This is a genomic window from Pseudomonas sp. Snoq117.2 (assembly GCF_900110545.1).
In the GTDB taxonomy this organism is placed as follows: Bacteria; Pseudomonadota; Gammaproteobacteria; order Pseudomonadales; family Pseudomonadaceae; genus Chryseomonas; species Chryseomonas benzopyrenica.
In genome coordinates this window covers 55,519-73,850 of the sequence record NZ_FOED01000015.1, presented here as the reverse complement: position 1 = coordinate 73,850, position 18,332 = coordinate 55,519, and the positions used below count along the sequence as shown (strand labels likewise).

The window sequence follows — 18,332 nt, the reverse complement described above, 5'->3', positions numbered from 1 at the left end:
TGTTAGCAGATTTTGCCCCACCGCGGGCGGTGGTGGTGGCGCAGGAAGCGGCGGCCCGGTGGGCTCGGGTATACTGCGGCCCGCTTTTTCTTGTGCCAGCCAGGTAGCCCGATGGATATCAATAGCCGTATCGCCGAGGAGCTCGGCGCCCGCCCGCAACAGGTCGCCGCCGCCGTGGCGCTGCTCGACGAAGGGTCGACCGTGCCCTTCATCGCCCGTTACCGCAAGGAAGTCACCGGCAGCCTGGACGACACCCAGCTGCGTCATCTCGAAGAGCGACTGCGCTATCTGCGCGAGCTGGAAGAGCGCCGCGGTGCGGTGCTGGCCAGCATCGAGGAACAGGGCAAGCTGACCGCCGAACTGGCGCGCGAGATCAATCTGGCCGATACCAAGACGCGGCTGGAGGACCTTTATCTGCCCTACAAGCAGAAGCGCCGCACCAAGGGCCAGATCGCCCTGGAGGCCGGCCTCGGCCCGCTGGCCGAGGCGCTGCTGGGCGATCCGACCCTGAATCCCGAGTCCGAGGCGGCCGCCTATGTCGACGCGGACAAGGGCGTGGCGGACGTCAAGGCCGCCCTGGAAGGCGCCAAGTACATCCTCATGGAGCGCTTCGCCGAAGACGCCGACCTGCTGGCGCGGCTGCGCGGCGTCCTGCAGCAGGACGCCATCCTCAGCGCGCGCCTGGTGCCCGGCAAGGAGACCGAAGGCGCCAAGTTCAGCGACTACTTCGAGCATGACGAGCCCTTCAAGGCGGTGCCCTCGCATCGGGCCCTGGCGATCTTCCGCGGGCGCAACGAGGGCATCCTCAGCGCCGCGCTCAAGCTCGGCGAAGAAGGCCCGGGCATCGCCCATCCCTGCGAAGGGCTGATCGCCGCGCATTTCGGCCTGAAGAACGAAGGTCGCGCCGCGGACAGGTGGCTGGCCGAGGTGGTGCGCTGGACCTGGAAGGTCAAGCTCTATACCTCCCTGGAAACCGATCTGCTCGGCGAGCTGCGCGAAAAGGCCGAGGAAGAGGCCATCGCGGTCTTCGCCCGCAATCTGCACGACCTGCTGCTGGCCGCGCCGGCCGGTCCGCGCACCACCCTGGCGCTGGACCCGGGTCTGCGCACCGGGTGCAAGGTCGCGGTGGTGGACGCCACCGGCAAGCTGCTGGCCACCGACACCGTCTATCCCCATGCGCCGCGCAATCAGTGGGACCAGACCCTGGCCACCCTCGGCGTGCTCTGCACCAAGCACGGCGTGGACCTGATCGCCATCGGCAACGGCACCGCCAGCCGCGAGAGCGACAAGCTGGCCGGCGAGCTGATCAGCAAGTACCCGGGCCTGGGCCTGACCAAGGTGATGGTCAGCGAAGCCGGCGCCTCGGTGTACTCCGCCTCGGAACTGGCCGCCCGTGAATTCCCCGAGCTGGACGTCTCCCTGCGTGGCGCCGTGTCCATCGCCCGCCGCCTGCAGGATCCGCTGGCCGAGCTGGTGAAGATCGAGCCCAAGTCCATCGGCGTCGGCCAGTACCAGCACGACGTCTCCCAGCTCAAGCTGGCGCGCAGCCTGGACGCCGTGGTGGAAGACTGCGTGAACGCCGTGGGCGTGGACGTGAACACGGCTTCCGCCGCCCTGCTGGCGCGGATTTCCGGCCTCAACGCCACCCTGGCGCAGAACATCGTGCAATTCCGCGACGCCAACGGCGCCTTCGCCACCCGCGAGGCGCTGAAGAAGGTGCCGCGGCTGGGCGAGAAGACCTTCGAGCAGGCCGCCGGCTTCCTGCGCGTCATGAGCGGCGCCAATCCGCTGGACGCCTCGGCGGTGCACCCGGAGACCTATCCGCTGGTGCAGCGCATCGCCGCCGACACCGGCCGCGACATCCGCTCGCTGATCGGCGACTCGGCCTTTCTCAAGCGCCTGGATCCGAAGAAATTCACCGACGAGAGCTTTGGCCTGCCGACGGTGACCGACATCCTCCAGGAACTGGACAAGCCGGGTCGCGATCCACGTCCAGAATTCAAGACCGCGGTGTTCCAGGACGGCGTGGAGAAACTCTCCGACCTCAAGCCGGGCATGGTGCTGGAGGGCGTCATCACCAACGTCACCAACTTCGGCGCCTTCGTCGACATCGGCGTGCACCAGGATGGCCTGGTGCACATCAGCGCCCTGTCGGAGAAGTTCGTCAAGGACCCCTACGAGGTGGTCAAGGCGGGCGACATCGTCAAGGTCAAGGTGATGGAGGTGGACGTGCCGCGCAATCGCGTGGGGCTGTCCATGCGCATGGGCGACACCCCCGGCGAGAAGGTCGACGGCAAGCCCGGCGGCCAGGCTCGCGGCAACGGCGGCAAGCCCCGCGCCGACAAGAGCGCCCCGCGTCAGACCCAGGCCACGCCGGCCAACAATGCCATGGCGTCGCTGTTCGCCAACGCCAAGCAACTGAGGAAATAGGCATGAGCGGTTCTCCCGTAGGCAAGGACAGCGCCTTCAGCACCCTGCTGGGCATGACCATCCACAAAGCCGAGGCCGGCGAGTCCGAGGTGCGCATGAGCGTGCAGGACAGGCTCATCAACCTGCATGGCAAGCTGCACGGCGGGGCCATCTTCTCGCTGATCGACACCGCCCTGGGCCAGGCCAGCCACAGCCTGTTCGACGGCCAGCCCGGCAGCGTGACCCTGGAGTGCAAGGTCAACTACGTGCGTGGCGTCAGCGAAGGCGAACTGGTCTGTCGCGCCCGGGTGATCCACCCGGGTCGCAAGACCCATGTGCTGGAAGCCCAGGTGCATCAAGGCGACAAGCTGATCGCCCTGGCCCAGGCGACCTTCGCCTGTCTGTGACCGGCCAGCCCGGGCGGCAGCGAAGCGGCGCATATCGCCCTTTGCCGCTGCCTGAGCTACGCTGGGAGACAACTGAGCGGGTTGCGGTCTGAGGCTTGAACCCGGACCGCAGCAGTGACTGCTGCCCCCGCGTCGGCCCTGGCCGGCAACCCTCATTTCAGTCGGTTTCTTCTACCCTGCCCGGGGCGAGTACCGCCAAAGGAAGTCAACTTGAGCGATATCCTGTCCCGCCGCCTGGCCCTGCTCGGCGCTGATCCCACCCTTCTGGCCGAATGCCTGCACGGCATCGAGCGCGAGACCCTGCGGGTGGACGCCCGTGGCCAGTTGTCCCGGCACCCCCATCCGCAGGCGCTGGGCTCGGCCCTGACCCATCCGCAGATCACCACGGACTACTCCGAGGCCCTGCTGGAATTCATCACCCCCACCGGTACCCGCACCCCCGAGGTGCTGGCCGCCCTGGATCGGGTGCATCGCGCCGCGGTCGCCGAACTCGATGGCGAGCGCCTCTGGAGCGGTTCCATGCCCTGCGCGTTGCCGGCCGAAGACGAGATCCCCATCGCCGACTACGGCAGCTCCAACATCGGCCGGCTCAAGCACGTCTATCGGCGTGGTCTGGCCCTGCGCTACAGCCGCACCATGCAATGCATCGCCGGCATCCACTACAACTTCTCGCTGCCGGAAGCGGCCTGGGAACTGCTGCGCCAGCAGGAGGGTGACGCCCGCGACGCCCGCGACTACCAGTCGGCTCGCTACATCGCCCTGATCCGCAACTTCCGCCGTTATAGCTGGCTGCTGATGTACCTGTTCGGCGCCTCGCCGGCACTGGACGTGGGGTTCCTGCGCGGCCGGCCGCACCAGCTGCAGACCCTCGACGAGCGGACTCTGTACCTGCCCCATGCCACCAGCCTGCGCATGAGCGACCTGGGCTACCAGAGCAACGCCCAGGCCAGCCTGACGCCGGACTACAACGACCTGACCACCTACACCGAGAGCCTGAGACGCGCGGTGGGCACGCCCTACCCGCCCTATGCGGAAATCGGCACGCACCAGAACGGCGAGTGGGTGCAGCTCAACACCAACATCCTGCAGATCGAGAACGAGTACTACGCCACCATCCGCCCGAAGCGCGTCACCCGCAGCGGCGAGCGGCCGGTGCAGGCGCTGATGGCGCGTGGCGTGCAGTACATCGAGGTGCGCTGCCTGGACATCGATCCCTTCCTGCCGCTGGGCATCGATACCACCACCGCCCTCTTCCTCGACGCCTTCCTGCTCTATTGCGCCCTGGAAGGCAGCCCGCCGCTCAACGGCGAGTGCAGCGAATGCACCGACAACTTCGCCAGCGTGGTGCGCGAAGGCCGCAAGCCGGGTCTGCGCCTGCAGCGCCATGGCGCCTCGGTGACCATGATCGACTGGGCGGCGGAGATGCTCGACCAGATCGAGCGCTGCGCCGAGACCCTGGACGCCAGCCTGGGCGGTGACGCTCACCGCCGGGCGGTGGCGGCACAGCGGCAGAAGGTCGCCGACGTCCGCCTCACCCCCTCGGCGCGGATGCTGCAGGAGCTGCGCGAACGCGGCGAGAGCTTTGCCGACTTCGGCCTGCGCCAGAGCGAGGCTCATGCGGCCTATTTCGCCAGCCATCCGCTGAGCGAAGGCGAGCAGGCGTGCTATGCCCAGATGGCGCGCCAGTCGCTGGACGAGCAGGCGGAGATCGAGGCGGCGCCCCAGGGGGATTTCGATACCTTCGTGGCGGCCTATCAGGCGAGTATTCTGGCGACGATCGGGGTGTAGGCAGGTAGGTTGGGTTGAGACGGCTCCATCGTCGAAGCCCAACGTTGCGGTGCCAAAGAGTTTGTTGGTGCCCTAGCTGATTATCGTGTTCTGCTGGTGGATCTTGTTTCGCCCACCCGGGCGACTCACTTTTTTCAAACGCGAAAAAAGTAAGCAAAAACGCTTGCCCCACGTTTCGGCCCTCCGCTGCGTTGCGGGTCCCCTCGCTCCGGTGCCGCTCCAAGGGCACGGCACGAAGGGGCATCCTGCCCCTCGCGCCTTGCTCGGCGTCCTGCCTCGCATCCCCCTCCGCAACACCTACACTCGGCCTCACTGACGGGGCGGGGCGCTAGCCTGAGGCTTGGTGCTTACACCTTTGTAGCGTGGAAAACCGCGCAGCGTTTTCCATTGGTGGGTACCGACGCTATCAGTGGACAAGGCTTCGCCGTTGTCCACACTACGGACGGTTATGGCTCTTCAACCAACACTTTCAGGCTAGCGAACCGCCCCGTTCAGGAGGGCGAACGCCAGTGTCGTGGAGTGGGTCGAGCCGCATGGATGCGGCGAGAGGCCTAACGGGCCATGGACGGCCCGTGTAGGCCGACCCCGGAACGGCGCTGGGGTGAGCGGACCTGGAGCGAAGCGGAACGCCGGATGGTCGGGGCAAGCGTTTTTGGTTACTTTTGCCGCGACTGGCAAAAGTGACTCGCCCGAGGGGGCGAAACAAAAACCATCTGAAAGCTCGGTAATCAGCCAGAAGCCAGCCAGAACGTTGGGCTTCGACGATAGAGCCGTCTCAGCCCAACCTACGAGCGCGCGCTCTTACAAGCCCTTCTCGAAGATCTTCGAATTGCGCTGGAAGTTGTACAGCGAGGCCCGCGCCGCAGGGAGCCGCTCCACGCTGCTGGGTTCGAAGCCGCGTTCGCGGAACCAATGGGCGGTCTTGGTGGTGAGCACGAACAGGGTGCCGAGGCCGCGCTCACGGGCGCGTTGTTCGATGCGTGCCAGCAGGGCGTCGCCGCGGCCGCCGTGGCGGTAGTCGGGATTGACCGCGAGGCAAGCCAGCTCGCCCGCCGCCGAGTCGGCGATGGGATAGAGCGCCGCGCAGGCGATGATCAGGCCTTCGCGTTCGACGATGCTGAATTGCTCGATCTCGCGCTCCAGCACCTCGCGGGAGCGGCGCACCAGGATGCCCTGCTCTTCCAGCGGGCGGATCAGTTCCATCAGGCCGCCGACGTCGGCGATGGTCGCTTCGCGCAGGGTCTCGAAGGGTTCCTGGGCCACCAGGGTGCCGCTGCCGGCGCGGGTGAAGAGTTCGGTGAGCAGGGCGCCGTCCTCGGCGTAGCCGACGATGTGGCAGCGGCGAACACCGCCACGGGTGGCCTGGGCGGCGGCATCGAGCAATTCGGCCTGGTAGGAACTGCCCAGGCGCGCCAGATGGGTGGGGATCTGCTGCGGGCCGATCTCGCGGATCAGGGCGCCGTGCTCGTCCAGCAGGCCTGGCTCGGCGCCGTAGAGCACCAGCTTGTCGGCGCCCAGGTCGATGGCGGCGCGCATGGCGACGTCTTCGCAGGCCAGGTTGAAGGTCTCGCCGGTGGGGGAATAGCCCAGCGGCGAGAGCAGCACGATGGTGCGCTCGTCGAGCAGGCGGCCGATGCCGCGGCGGTCGATGCGGCGGACTTCGCCGGTATGGTGGAAGTCGACGCCGTCCTGCACCCCCACCGGGCGCGCGGTGACCAGGTTGCCACTGGCGACCCTCAGCCGCGAGCCCTGCATGGGCGAGGCGGCCATGTCCATGGACAGCCGCGCCTCGATGGCGCTGCGCAGGCTGCCGACGGCATCGATCACCGCTTCCAGGGTCGGGCCGTCGGTGATGCGCAGGTCGTTGTAGAAGCGCGGCTCGATACCGCGGGCGGCCAGGCGCGATTCGATCTGCGGACGGGAGCCGTGCACCAGCACCAGGCGCACGCCCAGGCTGTGCAGCAGCACCAGGTCGTGGACGATGTTGCCGAAGTTGGGGTGGGCGACGCCGTCACCGGGCAGCATGACGACGAAGGTGGCGTCGCGGTGGGCGTTGATATAGGGCGAGGCGTGGCGGAGCCAGTTGACGTAGTCGTGCATCGAGACGAAGACCCTTGGTGAATAGGCGTGAGGGTGAACGAGGGCAGGCAGGGCGTTCAGCGTCGTCGCAGCACGGAGGTTCCTCGACAGGGAGCGGATGGGCAGGGTCAGTAGACCGCCTGGAGTTTACAAAAAGTCACGCCAAGCGCGCGGATCTGTTCATCGGGCGACCGCCGCCTGCTCCAGGCAGTAGTGGCCGATCAGTTGCTGCAGCAGCTTGACGGTAGGTGCGATCCGCGCCAGCGCCAGGTGCTCCTCGGGCTGGTGCGCGCAGCCGATGTCGCCGGGGCCGAGGACCAGCACCTCCTGGGCGATCGCCTGCAGATAGGGCGCCTCGGTGGCGAAGGCCACGGCGTCGGCGGCGTGGCCGGTGAGGCGCTCGGCCAGGCGCACCAGCTCGGCGTCGGCCGGCTGCTCGAAGGGCGGCACGGCGGGAAACAGTGGCTGGTAGTCGATGCGTACCCCGAAGCGCTCGGCGACGGGCAGCAGGCGTCCGCGGATGGCCTGGCGCAGGACTTCGGGCTGCATGCCCGGCAGCGGGCGCAGGTCGAATTCCAGGGCGCACTGGCCGCAGATGCGATTGGGGTTGTCGCCGCCATGGATGCAGCCCAGGTTGAGGGTCGGCTGGGGCACCAGGAACAGCGGATTGCGGTATTCGCGCTGCCACTGGGCGCGCAGGTCGAGCAGCTCGCCCATCACCGCCTGCATGGCCTCCAGGGCGCTGTGGCCCAGACTCGGATCGGAGGAATGGCCGCTCTGCCCGAGGATGTCGATGCGCTCCATGAGGATGCCCTTGTGCAGGCGGATCGGCCGCAGCCCGGTCGGCTCGCCGATCACAGCGGCGCGGCCCAGCGGGCGGCCGGCCTCGGCCAACACCCGGGCGCCGTCCATGGAGGATTCCTCGTCGCAGGTGGCGAGCACGATCAGCGGCTGGCGCAACTGGCGCGGATCCAGTTCGCGCACCGCTTCGAGGATCAGCGCGAAGAAGCCCTTCATGTCGCAACTGCCCAGGCCGTACCAGCGATCGTCGGCTTCGCGCAGACGCAGGGGATCGGCCTGCCAGAGCGCCTCGTCATAGGGCACGGTATCGGTATGGCCGGCCAGCACCAGACCACCCGGCCCGCTGCCCAGGGTGGCGATCAGGTTGAACTTGCCCGGCGCCACCTCCTGGGTCGCGCAGGCGAAGCCCAGGGCGCCGAACCAGTCGCTCAGGCGAGCGATGACGCCGGCGTTGGACTGGTCCAGGGCGGGCTGGGTGCAGCTCACCGAGCTTTCGGCGATGAGGGTTGAGAACAGAGCTTTCAGCGCGGGCAGGGTCATGCGGGGTCTCCTGGTCACGGCTCCATCATGGCGCCATCCGCCGTGCGATGAAACCTTCATGGGCCTTGGCGACGCGGACCGGCTAAACTAGCGGCCACGTTCTCGCCGTCCGTCGTCATGACGCGCTCGGCACGGAGCCGGACCGTTCTCTTCCGGCGCCAGGATCTTCCAATGGCCAAAGAAACCGAAATCAAGCTGCGCGCCAGTGCGGCCACCCTTGACGCCCTGCGCGCTCATCCGCTGCTGAAAAAGCGCTGCAAGGAAGGCTGGCAGCGCCACGAACTCTCCAACTGCTATTACGACACCGATACCCGCGACCTGGCCCATGCCAAGGTCGCCCTGCGCGTGCGGCGTGATGGCGAGCGCTTCATCCAGACGCTCAAGAGCCGTGGCCAGAGCCTGGCCGGGCTGTCCGAGCGCAACGAGTGGGAGTGGCCGCTGGCCGATGCCACCCTGGATACTGCGCTGTTCGACGACAGCTGCTGGCCGGCGGAGCTGGCCGACCTCGACCTGCGCCGCCTGCAGCCGGTGTTCGATACCGATTTCGTCCGCGACGCCGCGGAAATCGCCTGGGGCCGGGGCAAGACCCGTACCGTGATCGAGGTGGCCCTGGACCAGGGCGAGGTGCGCGTGGGCGAGCAGCGCGAGGCCATCGCCGAGGTCGAGCTGGAATTGCGCCAGGGCGAACCGGCGGCGTTGCTGGAACTGGCCGAGCAACTGGCGGCCGAATTCCCGTTGATGCCCTGCGACATCAGCAAGGCCGAGCGCGGCTATCGCCTGCACGATGCGGCCAGCTACACCCTCTATCTGTCCGCGCCGGAACTGGACGCCGAGACGCCGTTGGACGAAGCCGTCGCGCGCCTGGGCTGGCACCTGCTGGCCGGCAGTCAGCGCCTGGCCGAACAGTATCGCTGGAATGGCCACTGGCGCCTGCTGGTGGACTGGGTGCACCAGCTGATCGATCTGCGCGCCCTGCTCGGCAGTCTCGGCCAAGCCGCGCCGCGTGCCACCAGCCGCGAGCTGCGCCAGGCCCTCGATGACCTGCTCGCCGACTGGCGCCCGCTGGCGGCCATCGGCCAGGACGACGAAGAGGCCCGCCGCCAGGCGCCGCAGCGCTTCGCCGCCGAGCTGGAACAGCCGCGCTGGGGTCTGTTCTCCCTGCGTGCGGCGCGCTGGCTGCATGAGCGCGCCTGGATCCAGGGGCGTACCGGCCGCGGCGAGCGCCAGGGCGTGACGCCCCTAGGCCAATGGCTGCCGCGCCTGCTGGCCCAGGAGGCGGCCGAACTGCCGCTGCTGCGCGCCATCACCGAACCCGAGTTGATCCAGCAGCAGTTGCCCCGTCTGGAGCGGATGCAGGTCTGGCTGCACCTGGCGCGGGGCGCCCTGGACCTGCCCGAAGCCGACCGCCTGTATGGCGAACTGGGCAAGCTGGCGCCGCTGAGCGCCCATGGCGATCTCGCCGGGGTGGCCGAACAGGCGCGCCTGGTCCATGGCCTGACGCCCTGGAAAGCCCTGGCCTGAGCCACCGGACGGCAGGAACGCCTGGCGCGCCCAGCCGTCCATCCTGATGGCACAAGGCCGCGAGCGATTCCTTAAAACAAAGTCGCTATGCTGGAGGAGGCGACCAACCTGGCGGTACGGCAGGCGGGTCGTTCCCGGTCAGGCACCGGGCGCCACCCGAGTGTGACCACCTTTTCAAGGAGTCCAGATGTCCGCCATAGCTTCCCCTTCCGCTGATCGTTGGCTCGACCTGGGCGACATCCTGCGCGAGCTGGTCAGCCAGCAGCGGATCGACCAGCAGACCGCTGAGCAGTGCCTGCTCTTGCGCCGTGGCTCGGCCAATCCGCAGCAGCATCCGCTGGAGTTCCTGGCGGCGCAGAGCGTGGACGACCTCAGCCGACCGGGGCGCAAGCTGGATCTGGACAGCCTGACCCGCTGGCTCGCCGAGTACTCGGGCCAACCCTTCTACCGCATCGATCCGCTCAAGGTGGACGTAGCCTCGGTTACCCCGCTGATGTCCTACGCCTTCGCCCAGCGCAACAAGATCCTTGCCGTGGCGGTGAGCCCGGACGAGGTGACGGTGGCCAGCGCCCAGCCCTTCGTGCACAGCTGGGAGAGCAACCTCACCCATGTGCTGCAGCGACCGATCAAGCGGGTGGTGGCCAGCCCCGCGGACATCACCCGCTATACCCAGGAATTCTTTCGCCTGGCGCGCTCGGTCACCGGCGCCTCGGCGGTGGAGCAGAAGACCAGCGGCGTCGGCAACTTCGAGCAGTTGGTCAATCTCGGTGCCGCCGATGGCGAGCCGGATGCCAACGATGCCCACATCGTCAACATCGTCGACTGGCTGTTCCAGTACGCCTTCCAGCAGCGCGCCAGCGATATCCACGTCGAGCCGCGCCGCGAGCAGGGCGCGGTGCGCTTTCGCATCGACGGGGTGCTGCACACCGTCTACCAGTTCCCCGCCCAGGTCACCCTGGCGGTGGTCAGCCGGATCAAGAACCTCGGCCGCATGAACGTCGCCGAGAAGCGCAAGCCCCAGGATGGCCGGATCAAGACGCGCATGGCCGGCGAAAAGGAAGTCGAACTGCGCCTCTCGACCATGCCCACCGCCTTTGGCGAAAAGCTGGTGATGCGGATCTTCGACCCGGACGTGCTGCTCAAGAGCTTCGACCAGCTCGGCTTCTCCGCCGATGACCTGCGCCGCTGGGCCGGCATGACCGGGCAACCCAACGGCATCATCCTGGTCACCGGCCCCACGGGTTCGGGCAAGACCACCACGCTGTACACCACCCTCAAGCAGCTGGCCACGCCCGAAGTGAACGTCTGCACCATCGAAGACCCCATCGAGATGGTGGAGGACGCCTTCAACCAGATGCAGGTGCAGCCCAATATCGAGGTGACCTTCGCCAGTGGCGTCAGGGCACTGATGCGGCAGGACCCGGACATCATCATGATCGGCGAGATCCGCGACCTGGAAACCGCCGAGATGGCCATCCAGGCGGCCCTGACCGGCCACCTGGTGCTCTCCACCCTGCACACCAACGACGCCCCCAGCTCGGTGAGCCGGCTGATCGAACTGGGCGTGCCCTATTACCTGATCCGCGCCACGGTGCTGGGCGTCATGGCCCAGCGCCTGGTGCGCACCCTTTGCCCGGCCTGCAAGACGCCCACCGAGCTGGATCCGGCCGCCTGGCAGGAACTGACCAAGCCCTGGAACGCGCCGCTGCCCACCGGGGCCATGCAGCCGGTGGGTTGTCCGGAGTGTCGCGACACCGGTTACCGCGGTCGTGCCGGGGTATACGAAATCCTCACCCTCTCCGATAGTCTGCGCGAACTGGTGACGGCGGATACCGACATCACCGCGCTGCGGCGGCAGGCGTTCAAGGAAGGCATGCGCAGCCTGCGGCTGTCCGGTGCGCAAAAGATCGCCGCCGGCTTCACCACCGTGGAAGAAGTCCTGCGCGTCACGCCCCAGAGCGAGCGTTAGCGCCCCAGCATCCCGCGAGCGGAACAAGGATAGCCAGCCGTGCAGACAACCGTCGTGAATCCTGCCGTAGGCGCCGAGGACGCCGAACAGCGCCGTCGCCGCCAGGAGGTCCTGACCGCCTACGGCGTGCTCGACGACCAGCCGGAGCCGGCCCTCGACGACCTGGTGGAACTGGCGGCCACCCTGTGCGAGACGCCCATCGCCGCGGTCAACCTGCTCGGTGAAGAGCAGCAGTTGTTCATCGCCGAGCGCGGCCTGGGCGTGGCGGAGATCCCCCTGGCCCTGTCCTTCTGCCAACACCTGCACGCGGCCCAGGAGGCGCGGCAGATCGAAGACCTGAGCCAGGACCCGCGCTTCACCGACAATCCCCTGGTCACCGATCCGGCCGGGCTGAGATTCTATGCCGGCGCTCCGCTGCGCACGGCGGACGGTGTCTTTCTCGGCACCCTCTGCGTGCTGGACTGGCAACCGCGCGAATTGAGCGCCGCGCGCCTGAGCGGACTCGAACGCCTGGCGCGCCAGGTGCTGCGCCTGTTCGAGACTCGCCTGCAGGCGGCGTCGCCCACCCGGCACAGCACCCTCGACGAAACCCATTACCGCGCCCTGATGGACGTCAATCCACAGATCATCTGGTTCGCGCGGCCCGATGGCAGCTTCGAATACGCCAATCGCTACTGGTACGAATACAGCGGCCTGAGTCCGGCCAACGTGGTCGCCGATCCCGATCTCTGGGCCGGCGCCATCCATCCCGAGCAGCGCCCGCAATTGCTGCGCCGCTGGCGCGAGGTGCGCGAGCAAAGAGTCGCCGGCAGCCTGGAGTTGCAGCTGCGCGATGCCGAGGGTCGCTACCGCTGGTTCGAAACCCGCACCATGCCCTTCACCAATGCCAGCGGCGAGATCGAGCACTGGGTCGGCGTGGCCCAGGACATCGACAGCCGCAAGCGGGCGGAAACGGCGCTGCGGGAGAGCGAGGCCTTCGCCCACCTGCTGCTCGAATCGACCCACGAAGGCTTCTGCGCCCTGGATCGCGACGGCCGCGCCACCCTGTGCAATCGCGCCTTCCGGCAGATGCTCGGGCTGTCCGAGGAACGAGACCTCCTCGGCGAACGCCTGGATACGCGACTCAGCTCCGCCCGCAGCGAGGATGGCGCCCGAGCCCTGCAACGTGCTGCCAGCGAAGGCGCCACCCTGCACCTGTCCGCCGATGCGCTGTTGCGCGAGGACGGCAGTCTGCTGCCGGTGGAATGGCGCGCCCAGCCGCTGTGGCGCGACGGCGAGGTCCAGGGCGCCATCTGCACCTTCGTCGATCTCAGCGAACGCATCCGCAGCCATGATCGCCAGCGCTTCCTGCTCGAACTGGGCGATCTGCTGCATGGCGTGACCCACACCGGCGAGGTCGCCTCGGTACTGGGCGACAGCCTTGGCCACCTGCTGGCCGTGCAGCGCATCGGCTACGCCCGGGTCGGTCGCAACGGCAGCCTGACCATCGACAGCGACTGGCTCGAACAGGGCCGTACCCATCGCCTCAACCTGCCCAGCCTGGGTCACTGGCACACCTCGGCGGTGGAGGAATTGCGCCGTGGCATCATCGTCAGCGTGGAAGACAGCGCCCAGGACAGTCGCCTGGGCGAGATGCGCGCCCAGTTGGTCGAGCATGGCGTGCGCGCCGGCCTGGTGGTGCCCTTGCTCGCCGAAGAGCAACTGGTTGGCCTGTTGTTCCTCTATGCCGACACGCCCCGTCACTGGACCATCGGCGATGTGGCCCTGGTGCGCGAGGTGGCCGAGCGCATCCGCATCGTCATCGAACGCACCGCGGCGGCCGAGGCCCTGCGCCTGGCCGAGCAGCGCATCGCCCTGGCCATGGACGTGGCCGACCTGGGCGTCTGGGACTATGACATCGACCGCGATCTGATCAGCTGGGATTCGCGCCTCGCCCATCTGGTCGGCGCCACGGAGCGCCGCTGCACCCTGCGTGGCGCGGCGCTGCTGCGCGCCCTGCATCCCGCCGATGCGCCCCGGGTGCGCGCCTATGTCAGCGCGGCCATCCAGGGCGGCAGCAATGCCTATGACCTGCGGCTGACCTTTCGCGTCCGCAGTCCGCGCCAGGGCGAACCGGTGTGGCTGAGCATCCGCGGCCGCGAACGTCTGGAGCCCGGCGGTCAGCGGCGGCTGGTGGGCATCGCTCGCGACATCACCCGTGAACGCCACGACGCCGATCACATCAGCGAGACCAACCGCCAGTTGCGCCGGCAGATCGAGGAGCGCCGCGCCGCCGAGGCGCGTCAGCACGCCCTCATCGAACTGGGCGACCGCTTGCGTGAAGGGGATCCGGAAAGCACCGGCGTCGCTGCCGCCCTGGAGCTGGTGGGTACGCGACTGGGCCTGCGCCGGGTCGGCTATGCCCGTCTGGACGAGAATCGGGGCATCTTCGTCCCGCAGCAGATGTGGACGCCCAACGGCCATTGCGATCAGGCCCTGGCCTATCCCCTGCTCGCTCCCGACAGCCTGGGCAACCAGGAGGGCGCACCACCCCTGGTCATCGACGATGTCAGCCAGGATCCGCGGGCCCAGGCCAATGCCCAGCCCCTGCTCGAATTGGAGATCGCGGCGCTGGTGGACATCCCGCTCTATGAGGACGGTCGCCTGCGGGCGCTGTTCGTCGCCCATGACCAGCGCGCTCGGTTGTGGACGGAAGGCGAGGTGCAATTCCTGCGCGATGTCACCGACCGCCTCTGGGCGGCCATCTGCCGGCAGCGCTCCCAGGACGCCCAGCGCGAGAGCGAGGGCCGCTTCCGCCTCATGGCCGACAGCGCCCCGGTGTTGATCTGGGCCTGCGATGCCGATGGCCAGTTGCAATTCGTCAACCAGCGCTTCGCTCGCGAATTCGATCTGCACGACGCCGATCTGCATGACCAGGGCTGGAGCGCCCTGCTCCCGGACAGCGAATGCCCGGCCTTCGAGGGCGCCTTCAAGCAGGCCATCGCCACCCACAGCGCCCTGCGCGCCGAGGTGCGGGTACGCAATGCCCAGGGCGAATGGCGCTGGCTACGGCTGGAAGGTACGCCGCGACTGGAGCTCGACGGTGAATTCCATGGCCTGGTGGGCTGTGGCGTGGACGTCACCGAGGCGCGCCAGACCACCGACCAGCTGGAGCAGCGCATCGCCGAACGCACCCAGGAGTTGGGACGCAGCCATGCGCGGCTGATCGCCGAGATCTACGAACGCGAGCGCACCGAAGAAGCCTTGCGCCAGTCACAGAAGATGGAAGCCATCGGTCAGCTCACCGGCGGTATCGCCCATGACTTCAACAACATGCTCACCGGCATCGTCGGGGCCCTCGACCTGATCCGCCTGCGCATCGCCAACGGGCGCACCCAGGACCTGGATCGCTACATCAACGCCGCGGTCAATTCGGCCGATCGCGCCGCCGCCCTCACCCATCGGCTGCTGGCCTTCGCCCGCCGCCAGACTCTGGATCCGCAGCCGGTGGACGTGCACCAGCTGGTCGGCTCGCTGCAGGACCTGCTGGTGCGTACCGTGGGCGAGAACGTCGCCCTGCGCCTGGATCTGGCGCCGGTCGCCTGGCTCGCCCACAGCGATACCCACCAGCTGGAAAACGCCCTGCTCAACCTGGTCATCAACGGCCGCGACGCCATGCCGGCGGGCGGCGAGCTGTGCATCGCCACCGCCAACCTCAGCCTCGACGCCGAGGCCGCCGCGCGCGAATCCCTGACCCCGGGCGACTACGTGCGCCTGAGCGTGGCCGACACCGGCACCGGCATGCCGCCGGAGGTCAAGGCCAAGGCCTTCGAGCCCTTCTTCACCACCAAGCCGGCCGGCCAGGGCACGGGGCTCGGCCTGTCGATGATCTACGGCTTCGTCAAGCAATCCGGCGGCACCGCGCGCATCGACACCGAGCAGGGTCAGGGCACCACCATCAGCCTCTATCTGCCGCGTCATCCCGAGCTGGCAGCGGCCACCAGCGAGCAACCGACGCTCAAGGTCGCGCCCCGTGCCGAGGCCGGCCAGACCGTGCTGGTGGTGGAAGACGAGTACGCGGTACGCATGATCGTGCTGGAGGTGCTCGCCGAACTGGGCTACATCGCGCTGGAGGCGAGCGACGCCGATGGCGCCCTGCCGATCATCGAGAGCGGCCAGCGGCTGGACCTGCTCATCAGCGACGTCGGCCTGCCCGGCATGAACGGCCGCCAACTCGCCGAGATCGCCCGCGGTCGGCGGCCCGAGCTCAAAGTGCTGTTCATCACCGGCTATGCCAAGAACGCCAAGGTGCGTGGCGAATTCCTCGGCGAGAATATGGACATGCTGATCAAGCCCTTCGACATCGATGCCCTGGCGGAACGCATCCACAGCATGATCCAGGGCTAGGCGCGGTCGGAAGGCGCCTGCACAGCCCTCCGGAACTCAAAGGATGTCTGAGCTCTCTATAGGAAACCTCAAGAAGGAGATCTCATCCATGCGCCTGAAGAAGCTTGCTCTGGTTTCCCTGATCGGCCTGCCGCTGTTGGCCGCGACCACCGCCGCCAATGCGGATGCGCGGTTCTGGCGGCATGCCGCGACCCTGGGGGCGACCTCCGGCTCGTTCTATACCACCAGCCGTGACGACCACAAGATCGTCGCCGCCACCCAGGACGACGCCAGCTCCTACCTGGCCAGCAACGGCCAGATCCGTGGTCCCTACCTGGAAGCCGCGCTGCGTGACATGCGCGCCGCCGAGCCGGGCCTCAAGGCCAGCGACAACGATCTCGCCATGCGTATCCTGACCCAATAAGGGCCAGGCAAAAAAGAACCCCGCCGGTCAACGCCGCGCGGGGTTCTTTTTTGCCGGTTGCCTGGGCGTGAGGCTGTCGCCTCAGCTCTCGCTGGCCGCGCGATAGCCGTCGGCGTCGAGCAGCCTGTCCAGCTCGGCCGCGTCCTGCGGCTTGAGCTTGAAGAACCAGGCGCCATAGGGCTCGCCATTGACCTGCTCGGGGGCGTCGGCCAAGGCCTCGTTGACGGCGATCACCTCGCCGCCCACCGGGGCATAGATGTCCGAGGCCGCCTTGACCGACTCCACCACCCCGGCCTGGTCACCGGCCGCGAGGGTCTTGCCGACGTCCGGCAGTTCGATGAAGACCACATCGCCCAGGGCTTCCTGGGCATGGTCGGAAATGCCGACGGTCACGCTACCGTCGGCTTCCAGGCGCGCCCATTCGTGGCTGGCGGCATAACGCAGGTCGGCGGGAATCTGGCTCATGAGGGGTCCTCGGGGCTGGCACGGTTAAAACTCAAGGGTAGCCTGCCGACCCCAGGGACCGCCATCGCTGACCGGGCTTAATTGGGCCCGATGCTGGCGCAGCTGGTGTTGTCGACGTACTTCTTCAGGGTCGCCCACTGGGGACGATCCACGCCGTTGATGGGTTCCACCGCCAGGTTGTAGTTGCCCCAGCCCGGACCGGCAGCCCAATAGCTGGCCGGGATGCAGTGCTGCTTGAGATAGGCCAGCATGTTGTCCATGGCCACCAGCCAGCGCGGATCGTCGTCCGGCACACCGAATTCGCCGATATAGCCCTGCTTGCCGTTCTTTTTCAGCCAGTCGACGAAGGGCTTGACGCGCTTCACCCCGACCTGGGGATCGAAGCCGCTCATGTCCTTGCTGGCGTACTGGCCGCCGCCGTCGTTGTCGAAATAGACGTGGGCGGAAAAGATCAGCTTGTTGGCCGGATCCTTGAGCTCCAGCAGCGGATCGTTCCACTGTGGCCAACGGGCGGCGCTGGACCAGCCGTTGCCCTCGACGATGATCGGATGGACGTTGTCCACGGTACGGATGCCGTTGATGCCATGCTGGGCGGCGGTCGGCCAGAAGGCCACGGCGTCGTGGGGCTCGTTCATGATGTCGTAGCCATAGAGCGCCGGATGCTTGCCGAAGCGGAAGGCCAGGCGGTAGGTCACGTCCCAGTAGTTGAAATAGGTGACCTTGCCGGCGCCGATGACCTCGCCGCGATAGCGCGCATAGTTGTGCAGGTCGAGGATCACCTTGACGCCGTACTTCTGGGCGTAGTTCAGCGTCTGGGTGACCAGGGCGCCATAGTCCGGATCCAGCATGGAGTTCAGCTTGGGCTGGATACGCTCCCAGATGATCGGAAAGCGCACCAGCTTGATGCCTTTGGCGCTCCAGTCCTTGAAGTGCTGCTCGCTGGGAAAGATGTAGTTGCGGTTGTTGAGGCCGGGTAAGACATGGCTGGCGAAGCCGGCACCGGAAAAGTTGAGCCCGACCAGCTCGACCGCCTGGGCCGAACCGAAGAGGGCGCTGCTCAAGGCCAGGGTACCGGCCAGACGCAGGGAAAACTGGCGCACGCGCCGGGTAAGGGATTGCATGACTGCACCTGTGGAAAAGAAGACTCCCCGCCCCCCGCAAGCTAACGGGTTCCGGCGTGGGCGAGCTCAGGCGGCCGCGTCCTGTTGCGGCGCCGCTGGGTGCGACTTCGTCGTCATTGTTGGGGCTGCTATCGGCGTCACCGCCCCCAGCTTTAGTGAATTTTTTCCTGCAAAAACAGCCAGTTACGCCATGATTCGCGTCAGATAGCCGCCGTTTTTCCGCAACTGCCAGCGCAGCCGAGCTAACACCTTGAATCGACAAGACTTTCTGTATCCATAAAAGAACGGGTCAGACGCCGTGGCACGCAAAAAGACCAACATTCCCGAAAGAGTCATTTTCAAGACCCACTGGAGCGGACCTGCCGGATGACCCCAGGACCTGGCCCGGAACGTTCGCCGGAGCCTGCGCTCTATCCTGCGAAGCCCACCGCGAGAGCCCTGCC

At 67.5% G+C, this 18,332-nt stretch carries 11 protein-coding genes; 7 read left to right on the top strand and 4 right to left on the bottom strand.

The window, feature by feature from the left end:
• Positions 1–111: 111 nt before the first annotated feature.
• The 3 genes from BMZ43_RS22760 (at position 112) to gshA (ending at position 4,604) form a co-directional block, all read left to right on the top strand.
• Positions 112–2,430, top strand: a complete 2,319-nt coding sequence (locus BMZ43_RS22760; RefSeq protein WP_093256949.1) for a Tex family protein — start codon at positions 112–114, stop codon at positions 2,428–2,430.
• A gap of 2 nt (positions 2,431–2,432) precedes the next feature.
• Positions 2,433–2,816 (top strand): PaaI family thioesterase, encoded by a 384-nt coding sequence (locus BMZ43_RS22755; protein WP_017639497.1) that lies wholly within the window; start codon positions 2,433–2,435, stop codon positions 2,814–2,816.
• Between the two features lie 210 nt (positions 2,817–3,026).
• A complete protein-coding gene (gene gshA / locus BMZ43_RS22750; protein WP_064308153.1) occupies positions 3,027–4,604 on the top strand; it encodes a glutamate--cysteine ligase in 1,578 nt (525 codons plus the stop codon).
• 801 nt (positions 4,605–5,405) lie between these two features.
• Here gshA and argA read toward each other — a convergent pair.
• Together argA and argE are read right to left on the bottom strand one after the other, a co-directional pair.
• Positions 5,406–6,704, bottom strand: coding sequence for an amino-acid N-acetyltransferase (gene argA, locus BMZ43_RS22745; protein WP_017639495.1), 1,299 nt, complete (start codon positions 6,702–6,704; stop codon positions 5,406–5,408).
• Positions 6,705–6,863: 159 nt separating this feature from the next.
• Positions 6,864–8,024 (bottom strand): acetylornithine deacetylase, encoded by a 1,161-nt coding sequence (argE, locus tag BMZ43_RS22740; RefSeq protein WP_093256946.1) that lies wholly within the window; start codon positions 8,022–8,024, stop codon positions 6,864–6,866.
• A 171-nt stretch (positions 8,025–8,195) separates the two neighbouring features.
• Here argE and BMZ43_RS22735 point away from each other — a divergent pair, with 171 nt between their 5' ends.
• The 4 genes from BMZ43_RS22735 to BMZ43_RS22720 all read left to right on the top strand — a co-directional run bounded on the left by BMZ43_RS22735 (position 8,196) and on the right by BMZ43_RS22720 (position 16,303).
• Positions 8,196–9,545: a CYTH domain-containing protein gene (locus BMZ43_RS22735; protein ID WP_093256940.1), complete on the top strand. Its 1,350-nt coding sequence runs from the start codon at positions 8,196–8,198 to the stop codon at positions 9,543–9,545.
• A gap of 187 nt (positions 9,546–9,732) precedes the next feature.
• On the top strand, positions 9,733–11,514 hold the full coding sequence (locus BMZ43_RS22730; RefSeq protein ID WP_027598246.1) for a type IV pilus assembly ATPase TfpB: 1,782 nt from the start codon (positions 9,733–9,735) through the stop codon (positions 11,512–11,514).
• Positions 11,515–11,553: 39 nt separating this feature from the next.
• Positions 11,554–15,900, top strand: a complete 4,347-nt coding sequence (locus BMZ43_RS22725) for a PAS domain S-box protein (protein WP_093256935.1) — start codon at positions 11,554–11,556, stop codon at positions 15,898–15,900.
• An 88-nt stretch (positions 15,901–15,988) separates the two neighbouring features.
• Entirely contained in the window at positions 15,989–16,303 is a 315-nt protein-coding gene (locus BMZ43_RS22720) for a DUF2388 domain-containing protein (RefSeq protein WP_064308157.1), read from the top strand.
• 81 nt (positions 16,304–16,384) lie between these two features.
• On the opposite strand, the gene gcvH is transcribed toward BMZ43_RS22720, so the two are convergent.
• Both gcvH and BMZ43_RS22710 read right to left on the bottom strand, forming a co-directional pair.
• Positions 16,385–16,768, bottom strand: coding sequence for a glycine cleavage system protein GcvH (gene gcvH, locus BMZ43_RS22715; protein WP_064308158.1), 384 nt, complete (start codon positions 16,766–16,768; stop codon positions 16,385–16,387).
• 77 nt (positions 16,769–16,845) lie between these two features.
• Positions 16,846–17,889 carry a glycoside hydrolase family 5 protein gene (locus BMZ43_RS22710; protein WP_093256930.1) on the bottom strand — a complete coding sequence of 348 codons (1,044 nt, stop codon included), beginning with the start codon at positions 17,887–17,889 and terminating at the stop codon, positions 16,846–16,848.
• Positions 17,890–18,332 lie beyond the last annotated feature (443 nt).

What these genes read in the sequence shown, in the direction of transcription:
- BMZ43_RS22760 (WP_093256949.1), top strand. Translation starts at nt 112, where the DNA reads ATGGATATCAATAGCCGTATCGCCGAGGAGCTCGGCGCCCGCCCGCAA.
- BMZ43_RS22755 (WP_017639497.1), top strand. Translation starts at nt 2,433, where the DNA reads ATGAGCGGTTCTCCCGTAGGCAAGGACAGCGCCTTCAGCACCCTGCTG.
- argA (WP_017639495.1), bottom strand. Translation starts at nt 6,704, where the DNA reads ATGCACGACTACGTCAACTGGCTCCGCCACGCCTCGCCCTATATCAAC.
- argE (WP_093256946.1), bottom strand. Translation starts at nt 8,024, where the DNA reads ATGACCCTGCCCGCGCTGAAAGCTCTGTTCTCAACCCTCATCGCCGAA.
- BMZ43_RS22735 (WP_093256940.1), top strand. Translation starts at nt 8,196, where the DNA reads ATGGCCAAAGAAACCGAAATCAAGCTGCGCGCCAGTGCGGCCACCCTT.
- BMZ43_RS22730 (WP_027598246.1), top strand. Translation starts at nt 9,733, where the DNA reads ATGTCCGCCATAGCTTCCCCTTCCGCTGATCGTTGGCTCGACCTGGGC.
- BMZ43_RS22720 (WP_064308157.1), top strand. Translation starts at nt 15,989, where the DNA reads ATGCGCCTGAAGAAGCTTGCTCTGGTTTCCCTGATCGGCCTGCCGCTG.
- gcvH (WP_064308158.1), bottom strand. Translation starts at nt 16,768, where the DNA reads ATGAGCCAGATTCCCGCCGACCTGCGTTATGCCGCCAGCCACGAATGG.
- BMZ43_RS22710 (WP_093256930.1), bottom strand. Translation starts at nt 17,889, where the DNA reads ATGCAATCCCTTACCCGGCGCGTGCGCCAGTTTTCCCTGCGTCTGGCC.